Source organism: Nocardioides sp. Z30_9 (assembly GCF_058215735.1).
In genome coordinates this window covers 547,278-561,413 of record NZ_JBZAJF010000002.1, presented here as the reverse complement: position 1 = coordinate 561,413, position 14,136 = coordinate 547,278, and the positions used below count along the sequence as shown (strand labels likewise).

Below are 14,136 nucleotides of genomic sequence, written 5' to 3'. Positions count from 1 at the left end.
GTTAACGTAACCGTACTAAGTACGAAGACCTCGTCCACCGGTTGGAGCAGCCATGGGAACCCGAGACCAGCAGTCACCGACCCGATTCCCTTCCCGTCCCTGCGCGGAGACGATGCGGGCAGTCGTCCGGCACACCTACGGTTCCGCGGACGTGGTCCGGGTCGAGTCGGTCCCACGCCCCACGGTCGGTGAGCACGAGGTGCTGGTCCGGGTGCACGCGGCCGGTCTCGCCAGCAGCGACTGGCACCTGATGACCGGCAAGCCGTACCTGATGCGGCTCGCGACCGGCGTACGCCGCCCGCGGCAGCCGGTGCTGGGCGGCGACCTCGCCGGGACCGTGGCGCAGGTGGGGTCGGCCGTGACCCGGTTCGCGCAGGGGGACGAGGTGTTCGGCATCGGCCGCGGCTCGTTCGCGGAGTACGCCGTGGCACCGGAGGCCAAGCTGGTCGTGAAGCCTGCCAACCTGACCTTCGAACAGGCAGCCGTGGTCCCGGTCTCCGGTCTCACCGCGCTCCAGGCCGTGTGTGACACCGGCCGGGTCCAGGCCGGGCAACAGGTCCTGGTCACCGGGGCCTCGGGCGGCGTCGGCAGCTTCGCCGTCCAGGTCGCGAAGGCCTACGGCGCCGAGGTCACCGGCACCGCCAGCACCGGCAAGCTCGACCTGGTGCGGTCCCTGGGTGCCGACCACGTCATCGACTACAACCGCGACGACTTCGCCGACGGCGTACGCCGCTACGACCTGATCATCGACATCGCGGGCAACCCGAGCCTGACCCGGCTGCGACAGGCACTGACCCCGGCCGGGACCGCGGTCATCGTCGGCGGCGAGGAGGGCGGCAACTTCTCGGGAGGGATGAACCGCCAGCTACGCGCACTCGCCGTGTCCGCGGCGACTCGCCAGCGGCTGACCATGTTCCTGTGCAGGGAGAACTCCGCCGACCTCGACCGGCTCACCTCCCTGGTCGAAGCCGGCGAGGTCAGCCCGCGCCTGGACCGGACCTATCCGCTGGCCCAGGCCTCCGACGCCATCCGCCACCTGGCGGCCGGCCGGGCCCGCGGGAAGGTCGGCATCAGCATCGCCCCCACGACGTACGACGCCTGAGCGCAACCGCATACCCCGCGAAACACCCCCACCCGATGGAAAGCGTGATCGTGATGATCAAGGTCGACTCCCTCACCAAGAACTACGCCGGCTTCACCGCCGTGGACGACGTCAGCTTCACCGCGCTTCCAGGTCGGGTCACCGGCTTCCTCGGGCCGAACGGCGCCGGCAAGTCCACGACGATGCGGATCATCGTGGGGCTGACTCCAGCCTCCGCGGGCACCGCCGAGATCTGCCAGCAGCGGTTCGTCGACCTGGCGAACCCGGGCCTGGACGTCGGGGTCCTGCTCGACGCCTCGGCTCAGCACGCCGGCCGCACCGGGCGCGAGATCCTGACCCTCGGACAGCGCATGATGGGCCTGCCCGCACGCCGGGTCCAGGAGATGCTCGACCTGGTCAGCCTCACTCCCGCCGAGGCGGGGCGACGGGTCCGGCACTACTCACTGGGAATGCGCCAGCGACTCGGAATCGCGAGCGCCCTGCTCGGGGAACCCGAGGTACTGATCCTCGACGAACCGGCCAACGGACTCGATCCGGCCGGCATCCGGTGGATGCGGGACCTACTGCGTGACTACGCCGACCGGGGCGCGACCGTGCTGCTCTCCTCGCACCTGCTCCACGAGATCGAGGTGGTCGCGGACGATCTCGTGGTCATCGGGAACGGCCAAATCGTCGCCCAGGGAACCAAGGCCGCCCTCCTCCGGACGGCCGGCACGCTGGTGCGGACCACCGACGTCGCCGGCCTGGAAGAGGCACTGACCTTCGCCGGCGTGCCGTTCACCCGCAGCGGCCCCCTCGGGCGCGAGGGCGCCCTTCGCGTGGAGGCCGAGCCCGAGCTCGTCGGCCACCTGGCCCATCGGGCCGGCGCCACCCTGATCGAGCTGCGCGGCGCCGAGGGTGCCGGGCTCGAAGAGATGTTCCTCGAGCTCACCGCGGACACCCAACGAGAAGGAGCAGCGGCATGACCACCATCGAGATCGATGCCCCAGTACGCCGCCACGCACCCGCCGGGATCCCGCTCGCACGGATCGTCTCGGTCGAGCTGCGCAAGTCCTTCGACACCCGAGCCGGCTTCTGGCTGCTGTGCAGCATCGCGATCTCCGCCGCGTTGGCCACCGTCGCGGTGATCGCCTTCGCACCTGCGGAGCAGCTCACCTTCCACCTGTTCACGCAGGCGATCATCTTCCCGATGGCAGTGATCCTGCCGATGGTGGCAGCGCTCTCGGTCACCGGGGAGTGGAGCCAGCGCAGCGGGCTGACGACCTTCACGCTGGTCCCCCACCGCGGTCGGATCGTCCTCGCCAAGGGCATCGTCGCGGTCTCGGTCGCGGTGGCCTCGATGCTGCTCGCCTTCATCCTGGGCGCCATCGGCACCCTGGCCGGGGCAGCGGTCACCGGCGTGGAGGTGGTGTGGGACGACAACGCGGTCGGCCTCCTGCAGATCGTGCTGGTGAACGTCGTCGGGCTGCTGATCGGGTTCATGCTCGGCGTACTGATCCGCAGCTCGGCGGGAGCGATCGTCGCCTACTTCGTCTACACGTTCCTGCTCCCGACGGTGTTCGTGGTCTTCGCGGCCAACCAGGAGTGGTTCCGCGACGTGCAGCCCTGGGTGGACCCGAACTACTTCCAGGACGCCCTGTTCAACGGCTCACTCGCCGCAACCCAGTGGCTGCAGCTCGGTGCGACCACCCTGATCTGGCTGGTCCTTCCCCTGACCGTGGGCATGTGGGCGCTGCTGCGCTCGGAGATCAAGTGAGCCCAGAACTCGGGTAGTCCCGGCGTGGACAGATTCGGCAAACCCAGTCGCGGCGGCGGAGGTTCCGGCACACTGCAGCCCTCATACGTCTCTGGATCGGATCTGCCCATGCTCAGTGCGACACGCAAGGTTGCCGCCACCACCACGCTCGTCCTGCTCGCGGGACTGGCCCTCGTGGGTTCCGCGGGGACCGCGAACGCCGCTCGCTCCTGCTCCGGGGTGCCTGCGCCGGCGAACACACGCGTGGCCAACCGGGCACCCGAGCTGGCCAACGACACCGCACGGGTCATCTCCGGCGGGTCCGTGACGGTCAAGGTGCTGGCCAACGACTCCGACCCCGACGGGGACCGGCTCTACGTGACGAACCTCAGCCAGGGCCGCGGCGAGGTCTGCATCCAGCCCAACAGCACGATCGTGTACTCGCCCGCGCTCAGCGCCGCCAACTACACCGAGACCCTGACGTACGGCGTCACCGACGGCGACCTCTACCGCACGGCGAAGGTCACCATCGCGGTCGAGGGCGTCAAGCCGGTCCGCGCGCAACTGGTCCGCAAGCTGACCGTGAAGAAGCACAAGGTCAAGAAGCGGGCCGTCGTGGCGTTCACCAACACCAACCGGCGCTGGGTGGTCCTCGTCGCCGGCAGCCCGAAGGCGAAGCGTCCCCTGCTTCAGCGCACTGTGGCGCCCGGCGCCACCGTGAGCGTCCGGACCAAGGCCAAGCGGATCCTGTTCGTGGCGGCGATGAACAACGGCGAGGGGGACGTCAGCCTGATCAGCGTCGGCGTGCTCAACACCGTCAACGGCCGCCAGTGGGTCGAGCTGGCCACCGACGAGGACGCGGACCTCCGCAAGGCCCCGAGCATGCGCAGCCTGGCGAGCCGGGTGACCGCTCCGTAGGTCGCCGTACGTCCACACCTCGGTCGGGCCGAGATGGGTGGGCGCCTGAGCCGCGTCAGCCCAGCGACTCCCGGCCGTGCGCGGTCGTCCAGACCGAGGTGTCAGGGCCCTTGGGGACGATGCCCGACGGGTTCACGTCGAGGTGCACCACGTAGTAGTGCTGCTTGATCTGGTCGAAGTCGATCGTCTCGCCGAAGCCGGGGGTCTGGAACAGGTCGCGGGCGTAGCCCCAGAGGTTGGGCATCTCGGTGAGCTTGTTGCGGTTGCACTTGAAGTGCCCGTGGTAGACCGCGTCGAAGCGGACCAGCGTGGTGAACAGGCGTACGTCGGCCTCGGTGATCGAGTCCCCCATCAGGAAACGCCGCTCGGCCAGCCGCTCCTCGAGCCAGTCCATCGCGGTCCAGAGCCGGTCGTAGGCGTCGTCGTACGCCTCCTGGGAACCGGCGAACCCGCAGCGGTAGACGCCGTTGTTCACCTCGGTGAAGATCCGCTTCATCACGGTCTCCATCTCCTCGCGCACGTCCTCGGGCCACAGGTCCGGGGCGTCGGGGCGGTGGTGGTCGCTCCACTCGAAGAAGAAGTCGTGGGTGATCCACGGGAAGTCGTTGGTGACGACCTCGCCGCTCTCCACCTCCACGATCGCCGGGACGGTGATGCCGCGCGGGTAGTCGGGGTAGCGCTTGAAGTAGGCCTCCTGCAGCTTGTGGATGCCGAGCACCGGGTCCACGCCGCCGCGGTCGAGGTCGAAGGTCCAGCTGTCCTTGTCGTGCACCGGCCCCGGCATCCCCAGGGAGATCACGTCCTCGAGGCCGAGCAGGTTGCGCACGATGATGGCGCGGTTGGCCCATGGGCAGGCCTTCGCCGCGATCAGGCGGTAGCGCCCGGGCTCGACGGGCCACTGCTCGGAGTCACGGGTGATCCGGTCAGGGATGTAGTTCATGTCCCGGTCGAAGGACTTGCCCTGCTCCACGTACGTCGAGTTGCGTTCCACCATTCCCCCATTGTGCCTCGGTAGATCAACTTTCAATCACTTTTGCCGGCCTGCGGGTCGCGCGAGACCGGCCGCGACCGTGAGGAACACGTCGTTGGCCGCAGGCTCGCCGATGCTGACCCGCACTCCCTCGTCGGCGAAGGGTCGCACGCTGATGCCGGCCGCCTCCGCCGCCGCGACGAACGTGGGCGTCTGTTCCCCGAGCGGCAGCCAGACGAAGTTGCCCTGGGGCTCGGGAAGGTCCCAGCCCTGCCCGGTCAGTCCGGCCACGACCCGGTCGCGCTCGGCGACGATCGCCTCGACGCGCTCCATCAGCTCGGCCTCCGCCGCCAGGCTCGCCACGGCCGCCGCCTGGGCGACGGTGGAGACCCCGAAGGGCAGGGCACAGGCCCGGACCGCCGCAGCCACCTGCGGGTGCGCGAGCAGGTAGCCCACCCGGAACCCGGCCAGCCCGTAGGCCTTGGCGAAGGTGCGCAGCACCGCGACGTTCGCGTGCGCCTCCTGCAGGGCGATCCCGTCGACCGGGTCCTGCGACCGCACGAACTCCCGGTAGGCCTCGTCGACGACCACCAGGACCCGGTCGGGGACATTTGCCAGCAATTGCGTGAGGGCGGCGTGGTCCACCGCGGGCCCGGTCGGGTTGTTCGGCGTACACACGAACATGACCCTGGTCCGCTCGGTCACCGCCTCGGCCATCGCGACGAGGTCGTGGCGGCCGTCCGCGGTGAGCGGTACCTGGACCGAGACCCCGCCGACGGTCGCCACCGCGAGCGGGTAGGCCTCGAAGGAGCGCCAGGCGTAGACGACCTCGTCGCCAGGCTCGCAGAACGCCTGGAGCAGGTGGTAGACCAACGCCACCGACCCGGTCCCGGCGGCAAGCCGCTCGGTGGGTACGCCGAGACGGCGGGCCAGGGCGTCGTACAGCGCGGCGTTGCCCATGTCGGGGTAGCGGTTCATCTGCGCGGCCGCGGACTCGGCCGCCTCGAGCACCGAGGGCAGCGGCGGGAACGGGTTCTCGTTCGAGGACAGCTTGTAGACCTGCCGCCCCGGGCGGTGTGCCGGCGGCCGTCCCGGCACGTAGGCCGGGATGTCGGCGAGGCTCGCGCGGGGGCTCGGGGGGACCTGGGAACTCACGCGCCGACCCTACGGCCGCGCGAGCAGGCCCGACCGGCGACCGGCCCTCAGGGCAGCGCGACCCGACCACCGGGGACAGGCGCGAGGTCGCGACCGAGGCGTACGTCGAGCGGGTTGGTCAGGCACCGCATCGCCCCGCCGCCCTTGAGGAACTCCCCCACGTCGGCGAGCACGACCTCGAAGCCCCACGTCTCGAGCTGCGCCCGGACGCGGTTCGGGCACGCCGGCATCACCACGGTCCGGCCGACCACGACCGAGTTCGCGCAGAAGGTGAGCGCCTCCTGCTCGGAGATCACCAGCGGATCCGGCACCAGCGCGAGCAGCGCAGCCGCCGACTCGGTGTCGAAGGCGTCCGGGCACACCATCGCCCGGGCGTCGTCGAGGGGGCAGAAGGCCAGGTCGAGGTGGTACATCGCCGGGTGGACGATCCGCAGGCCACGGACGCTCACGCCGAGGTCGCCGGCGAGGTGCTTGAGCGCCAGCTCCTCGGTGCGCGGGCCGTGGCCGACCAGGAGCTCACCACGCCACGCGAACGCGTCGCCGGCCTCGAAGTGGGCCCCCACGCCGTCGCGACCGGTGCTGCGCCGAGCGAAGCCGCGCCCCGCGAACCACCTGTCCGCGCCGGGGGTCTCCACCTGGCGCTGGGGGTAGCGCATGTGCGAGAGCACCACCTGGCGCGCGTGCGGCCCGGGACCCTGCAGGGCCAGGCCGAGGTTCATCGCGTAGACCATGTCGGGGGCCTGCGGCAGCTGCGGCGCCACCTGCACGGTGCCGCCGGCGGTCTCGATCGCAGCGACCAGCCCCCACCACTGCGCCGTGGCGAGTCCCGGATCGGGCTGGTCGCGGACGTCCATGAACGGGTTGATCGCGTAGTCGATGCGGAAGTGGTCGGGCTGGACCATCAGGTAGTCGTGGCCCCACTGGAGCTCGGTGCCGGAGATCATCGGCCCTCCCGGGTCTCGGCGTACGAGGAGGAGACCTGTCTAACCAGCCGTCGTTTCAGTGCTGTTTCAGGCAATCGCGTGTCGTATGTCGGCGAAGCCGCCTCCACGGAGGTCCGCTGGGACCCCACTAGGGTGCACGCATGAGGTTCCTGGTCTGGCTCGTCGTCAACACCCTTGCCCTCGGTGCCGCCGTGTGGCTCTTCGACGGGATCACCCTCACCGGGGCCACCGAGACCGACCGGGTCGTCACCCTGGTCGTGGTGGGCGCGATCTTCGGGGTGGTCACCTCGATCGTGCGGCCCGTGGTCAAGCTGCTCTCGCTGCCGCTGATCATCCTGACGCTGGGGCTGATGCTGCTGGTGATCAACGCCCTGATGCTGCTGCTCACCAGCAAGATCGCGGGGAGCTTCGACCTCGGCTTCCACGTGGACGGATTCTGGGTGGCCCTGTTCGGGGCCCTCGTGATCTCGGTGGCCTCGACGATCCTCGAGGCGATCCTCCCCGAGCCCGATCGGCGCTGATCGCGCCGTGAGCCTCCCCTCGCCGACCGGCACGCCGTACCGCATCGGGTTCGTGTGCCTGGGCAACATCTGCCGCTCCCCCACGGCCGAGGTGGTGCTGCGCGCCATGCTCGAGGAGGCCGGGCTCGCGGAGAAGGTCGAGGTGAGCAGCTGCGGCACCGGCGACTGGCACGTCGGCGAGCCGATGGACCCGCGCGCCGCCGCACACCTCGTCGCCAGCGGGTACGACGGCGCCAGCCACCGCGCCCAGCAGTTCGACCCCGGCTGGCTCGACCTCGACCTGGTCCTGGCGATGGACGCCAAGAACCTCGCCGACATCACCGGGGGCGCCGGTCCGAGCGACCGGGTCCGGATGTTCCGTTCCCTGGACCCCCGCCTCCCCGCGGACCCGGCTCCGGAGGACCTCGACGTGCCGGACCCGTGGTTCGGCGGCGACGACGGCTTCGAGGAGGTGCTCCGGATCGTGGAGCGCACCTGCCGGGCACTGGTGCACGAGCTCAGGGAGCTGGGTCTGTAGGACGCGGCGCGGCGCCCCTCCGATGAGTTCTCCGGTCCCCGCTGGTCAGCAGCGGTGTCTAGAGTCGGAACAAGAGGAGCTCCCATGACGTCGCTCGACACCGGATCGCAGGCTGCGAACCAGCAGGGGTCGCCCCCTGCCCCGCCCCTGCCCGAGGAGTTCCCGCAGGTCGCCGACCAGTACCGCCGCGAGCTGACCGCCCACTGCTACCGGATGACCGGGTCGGTCTACGACGCCGAGGACATGGTCCAGGAGACCTACCTGCGTGCCTGGCGGGCCTACGACGACTTCGAGGGGCGCTCCTCGGTCCGCACCTGGCTCTACCGCATCGCGACCAACGTGTGCCTGACCAACCTGGAGAACAAGGCCCGTCGCCCGCTGCCGACCGGGCTCGGCCTGCCCGGGGCACAGGCGCACGACGAGCTGGTCGAGGCCACCGAGGTCCCCTGGCTGGAGCCGCTGCCCGACGTGATGGTGGACGTCGCCAACGTCGACCCGGCCCACGTCGTGGGCAATCGCGACTCCATCCGGCTGGCGTTCGTGGCGGCGCTGCAGCACCTGCCGGCCCGCCAGCGCGCCGTGCTCATCCTGCGCGACGTGCTCCGCTGGTCCGCCAAGGAGACGGCGGTCGCGCTGGAGACCACCACCGCGGCGGTCAACAGCGCCCTGCAGCGTGCCCACGCGCAGCTCGCCGAGAGGCAGCTGACCCAGGGGACGGTCGAGGACGACCTCACCCCCGAGCTCGAGGCGATGCTCGAGCGCTACGTCCAGGCGTTCTGGGACAAGGACGTCAACGCACTGGTGACGATGCTGGCCCACGACGCGATCTGGGAGATGCCGCCGTTCACCGGGTGGTACGCCGGGTCGCGCAACATCGCGGACCTGATCGGGACGCAGTGCCCCGGTGGCGCCAACGACATGCCGATGATCCGGACCACCGCCAACGGCCAGCCGGCCTTCGGCCTCTACATGCGCCAGCCGGAGGGCCACTTCGAGCCGTTCCAGCTCCAGGTCCTCCAGCTCGTCGAGGGGCGCGTGCAGCACGTGGTCGCGTTCCGCGGGCTCGGGCTGTTCGAGAAGTTCGGGTTGCCGCCGAGCCTGCCCGCGTCGTACGCCCAGGCCTGAGATGTCCGTCGTCCCGCCGCCGACCTCGGTGGCGGTGCTCGAGGACTCCGTCGTCTGGGCCCTCGGCTGCCTCGAGGCGGCCCGCGACGCAGCGTTGCCCTCGCCCACCCCCTGCCGCGCCTGGACCCTGGGGGACCTGCTCCTGCACATGGAGGACTCGCTGACGGCACTGGGCGACGCAGCCGAGCAGGGACGTGTCCCGATCGAGGGCAGCCGGGGCGCCGGGGACTCCGGCGACCTGGTGGACCGCATCGTCGAGCGCGGCTGCGCCACGCTCGCCGCGTGGCGCCGGCGGCTCACCTCCGCGCCCGTGACCGTCGGTGAGCTCGTCCTGGGCCGCGACACCACCGTCCTGGTCGGCGCCCTGGAGATCGCCGTGCACGGGTGGGACGTCGCCGCGGCCTGCGGTGACCACCGACCGTTGCCCGCGGACCTCGCCGAGCGGCTGCACGCCCTGGCCCTGGTCGTGGTGACACCGCGCGAGCGCGGGCACCGCTTCGCGGCGCCCGTCGAGGTGGCGCCGCGTGCCTCCGCCAGCGCGCGGCTGCTGGCCCACCTGGGCCGGGATCCCGCGTGGTCGGCACCACGCAGCGGCGGCGGCTGATCCCCGGGACCCGGCACCGGTTCGGAGCCGGGGTGCACAGTTGAGCTGTGGCGCACATGCGAGGGATCGCCGGTCGGGTCGAGCAGCTGCTGCCCCAGTCCGTGGTCTCCACGAGCCCGGTGGCCGGCGGCGACATCTGCACCTGCACCCGAGTCCGGCTCAGCGACGGCAGCTCGGCCCTGGTCAAGACGCTCCCCGGAGCCCCCGAAGGGTTCTTCGAGACCGAGGCCCGCGGCCTACGGTGGCTCGCGGAGCCCGGCGTCGTCGACGTCGCGGAGGTGCTGGCCGTCGAGCACGACTGCCTGGTGCTGCGCTGGATCGAGCCGGCCCGGCCCTCGGCGGAGACCGCCGCCGCGCTGGGCCGCTCGCTCGCCGCGCTGCACGCGAGCGGTGCGGACAGGTTCGGGGCCGAGCAGGACGGGTTCATCGGATCAATGCCGCTGCCGAACCGGCCGGCGCCCACCTGGGCGGAGTTCTTCGCGACCCGCCGGGTGCTGCCCTACCTGCGGCGGGCGCTGAACCGCGGCCGGATCACCCCCGAGGACGCCGGCGACGTCGAGGCGCTGCTGGGCAGGATCACCGACCTGGCCGGGCCGCCGGAGCCCCCCGCCAGGATCCACGGGGACCTGTGGGGCGGCAACGTCGTCTGGTCCGCCACCCACGGCACCCTGATCGACCCCGCCGCCCACGGGGGTCATCGCGAGACCGACCTGGCGATGCTGGCGATGTTCGGGCTCCCGCAGCTGCAGCGGCTGATGGAGGGCTACCAAGAGGTGCATCCGCTCGCCGACGGCTGGGAGGACCGCCAGCCGCTGCACCAGCTGTTCCCGCTCCTGGTGCACGCGGCCCTGTTCGGCGGCAGCTACGGCAAGCGGGCCGGCGAGGTCGCGCGCCGCCTCTGACCCCGACGGCGTCTCAGCGATCGTTAAGGCCCAGATGGCACTCTTGTGCCCGTGACCGCCCCCGACTCGCCCTCCGCGGCGCCCCAGCACGTCCTCGTGGTCGAGGACGACCGGGCGGTGCGGGAGTCGCTTCGCCGGTCGCTGGAGTTCAACGGCTACCAGGTCTCCACCGCCTCCGACGGCGCCGAGGCGCTGGCCGGAATCGGCGCGCTCAACCCCGACGCCGTCGTGATGGACGTGATGATGCCGCGCCTCGACGGCCTCGAGACCACCCGCGCCCTGCGCAAGGTCGGCAACAGCGTGCCGATCCTCGTGCTGACCGCCCGCGACGCGGTCGGCGACCGGGTGGAGGGCCTCGACGCCGGCGCCGACGACTACCTCACCAAGCCGTTCGCGCTCGAGGAGCTCCTCGCCCGGCTGCGGGCCCTGCTGCGCCGCGTCGCGCCCACCCCGGGCAACCCGGAGGAGCAGCTGGCGTTCGCCGACCTGACCATGGACCTCGCCTCCCGCGAGGTACGCCGCGGCGGCCGGCTGATCGACCTCACCCGGACCGAGTTCAACCTGCTCGAGCTGTTCCTGCGACGTCCCCGCCGGGTGCTGGAGCGCTCGTTCATCCTCGAGGAGGTCTGGGGCTTCGACTTCCCCACGACCGCCAACAGCCTCGAGGTCTACGTGGGGTACCTGCGGCGCAAGACCGAGGCCTCCGACGAGCCCCGCCTGATCCACACCGTCCGAGGCGTCGGCTACGTCCTCCGCGAGGCCCCGTAGTGCATCCCGCACTGCGCCCGGCGACACACTGGCGCAACTCCTTCCACTACCGCAGGTCGCTGGCGAGCCGGGTCATCCTGCTCACCACCCTCGCGGTGGGCATCGCGGTCACGGTGGTCGCGCTGGCGGCGTACGCCACGGTGCGGATGCAGAGCATGGAGAGCATCGACCGCTCGCTGCACGTGCGGGCGACCCAGGCCGCGAAGCCGGCCACGCTGACCGCGCTCGCCCGCCAGGAGGTGCCCCGGTGGGCACTGGGTGCGGCCGACGTGAACCTGGTCTTCATCGACGAGGCCGGACCGGTCGCCTGGACCGACGGGGACGCCGCCGAGGAGGTCGGCCGCACGGAGTACGAGGTGGCGACCGGCAGCAAGGAGTGGAGTGCCCGCACGGTGCTCGTCCACGGCGACCGCTACCGCGCGGTGGCCGTGCCGGTGCAGAAGGGCGTCGCCCTGGTGCTGTCCCAGTCGCTGCAGTCCACGGACAGGATGCTGGGCCGCCTGGGCCTGGTGATGCTGCTGCTCGGCGTCGCCGGGATGATCATCGCCGCGCTCGCCGGCTGGGGGGTCGCCCGCAACGGCCTGCGGCCGGTCCGGCGGCTGACCACGGCCGTGGAGGAGATCGCGCGCACCGAGCGCCTCGACCCGATCCCGGTCGAGGGCCGCGACGAGGTCGCGCGCCTGTCGATGTCGTTCAACGCGATGCTCACCGCCCTCTCGGCCTCCCAGGCGCGGCAGCGCCAGCTCGTGGCGGACGCGGGCCACGAGCTGCGTACGCCGCTGACGTCCCTGCGCACCAACCTCGACCTGCTGGCCCAGGCCGACGCCTCCACCCAGCTCTCGGCGCAGTCGCGCCGCGAGCTGCTCGACGACGTGCGCGCCCAGATCTCGGAGATGACCACGCTGATCGTCGACCTCGTCGAGCTCGCCCGCGAGGACCCCTCGGCACCGTCGCCCGTCGAGCCGGTGGAGCTCGCGGCGGTGGTCAGCCAAGCCGTCACCCGGGTCCGCAGACGCGCGCCCACCGTCCACTTCGACGTGACCACCGAGCCCTGGTGGCTCACCGGGGACGCTGCCGCACTCGAGCGCGCGATCACCAACCTGCTCGACAACGCGGCCAAGTGGAGTCCCGAGGACGGCCGGGTCACCGTCGCGCTCTCGCAGGGCACGGTCGTGGTCACCGACCAGGGGCCGGGCATCTCCGACGAGGACCTCCCGCACGTCTTCGACCGGTTCTACCGATCCGCGGAGTCGCGCGGGATGCCCGGCTCCGGGCTCGGGCTCTCGATCGTCCAGGCGGTGGCCGACCGGCACGGAGGATCGGTGCAGGCAGCCTCGGGTCCGGGCGGCACCGGAGCCTGCTTCTCCTTCCACGTGCCGGGCACAATGGCGCCTCCAGACCTTTTGGACCGCGCGTAGCCTTTCCAAAGGTCTCTCTCAGGATGACGGCGGATTCTATGAACATGGATGAGCAGAATCGTTACCCGCATGACCCACAAGACCCGGCTGGTGCCGGGCGTCCCGCTGGGCCCCCCGCTGGGCCCGAGCACACCCAGCCGCTGCCGCGGTCCCAGGACCACCCCGCCGCTTCTCCCATGCCGTCGACGCCCGCGCGATCCAAGCGCGGCAACGGCCTGACCGCAGGCGTCCTGGTCGGCGCACTGGTCCTCGGTGGGCTCGCCGGTCTCGGCGGCGCCGCCGCCTACGACGCGCTCGACAACGGCAACGACAGCTCCTCCTCGACGTCGTCGAGCCCGTTGCGCTCCTCCGGCGACGACGCCGACCCCGCCCCCGCCAGCACGGTGGAGAAGGTGGCCGCCGAGGTGCTGCCCTCGGTGGTCAAGGTGAACGTCACCGGCCAGAACCAGTCCGGTTCCGGCTCCGGCATCGTGCTCACCAAGGACGGCGAGATCCTCACCAACAACCACGTGGTAGCCGGCGCGCAGGGCGGGTCGATCTCGGTGAGCTTCAACGACGGCACCACCAAGCCGGCGAGCGTCGTGGGCACCGACCCGCTCACCGACATCGCCGTGATCAAGGCCAAGGACGCCACGGACCTCGATCCCGCCGAGCTCGGCAACTCCGACGACGTCCGGGTCGGCCAGGAGGTCGTGGCGGTGGGTTCGCCGTTCGGCCTGAACGCGACCGTGACCGCCGGGATCGTCAGTGCCCTGAACCGGCCCGTCTCGGTGTCCACCCAGGACGAGTCCGAGCAGAACCCGTTCGGCGGGCAGCAGAACCAGCAGCAGGGCTCGCTGAGCACGACGTACCCCGCGATCCAGACCGACGCCGCGATCAACCCCGGCAACTCCGGCGGGCCGCTGGTCGACCTCGCCGGCCGCGTCATCGGGATCAACTCCTCCATCCGGACCGCCTCCAGCGGCGGGCTCTCCGGGGACTCGGGCGGCTCCATCGGCCTCGGCTTCGCGATCCCGGTCGACAAGGTGCGCCCGGTGATCGAGCAGATCATCAAGGGCGAGAAGCCGACGCACGCACGCCTGGGGGTCTCGGTCTCCGATGCCAGGAGCCCCTCGGTGCAGGGCGCCGAGCTCGGCGCGGTCGAGCGAGGCGGCGCCGCGGCCAAGGCCGGGCTCGAGGAGGGTGACGTGATCACCAAGGTCGGCGACCAGGTCATCGACGGGTCGGAGTCGCTGGTGGCGACGATCCGGGGCTACCGTCCCGGCGACAAGGTGAAGATCACCTACCTGCGCGACGGCAAGACCGAGACGACCACGGCCACCCTGGGCTCGGACGCCAACAGCCAGACGTCCTGACGCGGGGCCACTCCGCCCGGCGCGTTGCTCCGGCGCGTTCCCGAAGCGGGACGGTGGTCTAGGCCTGAATTACGGACTCGGCCACAGGCCTTGTGCCCCCGG

Annotated in this window: 15 protein-coding genes; 12 read left to right on the top strand and 3 right to left on the bottom strand. The window is 71.4% G+C overall.

Annotation, left to right across the window (positions count from 1 at the left end):
* Nucleotides 1-112 precede the first annotated feature (112 nt).
* The 4 genes from AC4BGB_RS13340 to AC4BGB_RS13325 all read left to right on the top strand — a co-directional run bounded on the left by AC4BGB_RS13340 (nt 113) and on the right by AC4BGB_RS13325 (nt 3,755).
* Nucleotides 113-1,102, top strand: coding sequence for an NAD(P)-dependent alcohol dehydrogenase (locus tag AC4BGB_RS13340; protein ID WP_490547365.1), 990 nt, complete (start codon nt 113-115; stop codon nt 1,100-1,102).
* A gap of 35 nt (nt 1,103-1,137) precedes the next feature.
* Nucleotides 1,138-2,067 carry an ABC transporter ATP-binding protein gene (locus tag AC4BGB_RS13335; protein WP_490547364.1) on the top strand — a complete coding sequence of 310 codons (930 nt, stop codon included), beginning with the start codon at nt 1,138-1,140 and terminating at the stop codon, nt 2,065-2,067.
* Nucleotides 2,064-2,858, top strand: a complete 795-nt coding sequence (locus AC4BGB_RS13330; RefSeq protein ID WP_490547363.1) for an ABC-2 transporter permease — start codon at nt 2,064-2,066, stop codon at nt 2,856-2,858. The genes AC4BGB_RS13335 and AC4BGB_RS13330 overlap by 4 nt, the downstream gene beginning before the upstream one ends.
* 108 nt (nt 2,859-2,966) lie before the next feature.
* Nucleotides 2,967-3,755, top strand: coding sequence for an Ig-like domain-containing protein (locus AC4BGB_RS13325; protein ID WP_490547362.1), 789 nt, complete (start codon nt 2,967-2,969; stop codon nt 3,753-3,755).
* Nucleotides 3,756-3,810: 55 nt separating this feature from the next.
* Here the strand turns inward: AC4BGB_RS13325 and AC4BGB_RS13320 are convergent, their stop codons facing one another.
* From AC4BGB_RS13320 to AC4BGB_RS13310, 3 genes are read right to left on the bottom strand one after another with little or no spacing between them, the layout of a single operon-like run.
* Nucleotides 3,811-4,749 (bottom strand): glutathione S-transferase family protein, encoded by a 939-nt coding sequence (locus AC4BGB_RS13320; protein ID WP_490547361.1) that lies wholly within the window; start codon nt 4,747-4,749, stop codon nt 3,811-3,813.
* A 33-nt stretch (nt 4,750-4,782) separates the two neighbouring features.
* Nucleotides 4,783-5,880 carry a histidinol-phosphate transaminase gene (hisC, locus tag AC4BGB_RS13315; protein WP_490547360.1) on the bottom strand — a complete coding sequence of 366 codons (1,098 nt, stop codon included), beginning with the start codon at nt 5,878-5,880 and terminating at the stop codon, nt 4,783-4,785.
* A 47-nt stretch (nt 5,881-5,927) separates the two neighbouring features.
* Nucleotides 5,928-6,824, bottom strand: a complete 897-nt coding sequence (locus AC4BGB_RS13310; RefSeq protein WP_490547359.1) for a dimethylarginine dimethylaminohydrolase family protein — start codon at nt 6,822-6,824, stop codon at nt 5,928-5,930.
* Nucleotides 6,825-6,964: 140 nt separating this feature from the next.
* Here AC4BGB_RS13310 and AC4BGB_RS13305 point away from each other — a divergent pair, with 140 nt between their 5' ends.
* The 8 genes from AC4BGB_RS13305 to AC4BGB_RS13270 all read left to right on the top strand — a co-directional run bounded on the left by AC4BGB_RS13305 (nt 6,965) and on the right by AC4BGB_RS13270 (nt 14,034).
* Nucleotides 6,965-7,345 (top strand): phage holin family protein, encoded by a 381-nt coding sequence (locus AC4BGB_RS13305; protein WP_490547358.1) that lies wholly within the window; start codon nt 6,965-6,967, stop codon nt 7,343-7,345.
* A 7-nt stretch (nt 7,346-7,352) separates the two neighbouring features.
* Nucleotides 7,353-7,862 carry a low molecular weight protein-tyrosine-phosphatase gene (locus AC4BGB_RS13300; RefSeq protein ID WP_490547357.1) on the top strand — a complete coding sequence of 170 codons (510 nt, stop codon included), beginning with the start codon at nt 7,353-7,355 and terminating at the stop codon, nt 7,860-7,862.
* A gap of 84 nt (nt 7,863-7,946) precedes the next feature.
* Nucleotides 7,947-8,987 (top strand): sigma-70 family RNA polymerase sigma factor, encoded by a 1,041-nt coding sequence (locus tag AC4BGB_RS13295; RefSeq protein WP_490547356.1) that lies wholly within the window; start codon nt 7,947-7,949, stop codon nt 8,985-8,987.
* Nucleotide 8,988: 1 nt separating this feature from the next.
* Nucleotides 8,989-9,591, top strand: coding sequence for a TIGR03086 family metal-binding protein (locus AC4BGB_RS13290; RefSeq protein WP_490547355.1), 603 nt, complete (start codon nt 8,989-8,991; stop codon nt 9,589-9,591).
* A 56-nt stretch (nt 9,592-9,647) separates the two neighbouring features.
* On the top strand, nt 9,648-10,493 hold the full coding sequence (locus tag AC4BGB_RS13285; protein WP_490548440.1) for a fructosamine kinase family protein: 846 nt from the start codon (nt 9,648-9,650) through the stop codon (nt 10,491-10,493).
* A gap of 51 nt (nt 10,494-10,544) precedes the next feature.
* On the top strand, nt 10,545-11,261 hold the full coding sequence (locus AC4BGB_RS13280) for a response regulator transcription factor (protein ID WP_490547354.1): 717 nt from the start codon (nt 10,545-10,547) through the stop codon (nt 11,259-11,261).
* Nucleotides 11,261-12,679 carry a sensor histidine kinase gene (locus AC4BGB_RS13275; RefSeq protein WP_490547353.1) on the top strand — a complete coding sequence of 473 codons (1,419 nt, stop codon included), beginning with the start codon at nt 11,261-11,263 and terminating at the stop codon, nt 12,677-12,679. Before AC4BGB_RS13280 ends, AC4BGB_RS13275 begins: the two co-directional genes overlap by 1 nt.
* 176 nt (nt 12,680-12,855) lie before the next feature.
* On the top strand, nt 12,856-14,034 hold the full coding sequence (locus AC4BGB_RS13270; RefSeq protein ID WP_490547352.1) for a S1C family serine protease: 1,179 nt from the start codon (nt 12,856-12,858) through the stop codon (nt 14,032-14,034).
* The last annotated feature ends 102 nt before the right edge of the window (nt 14,035-14,136 follow it).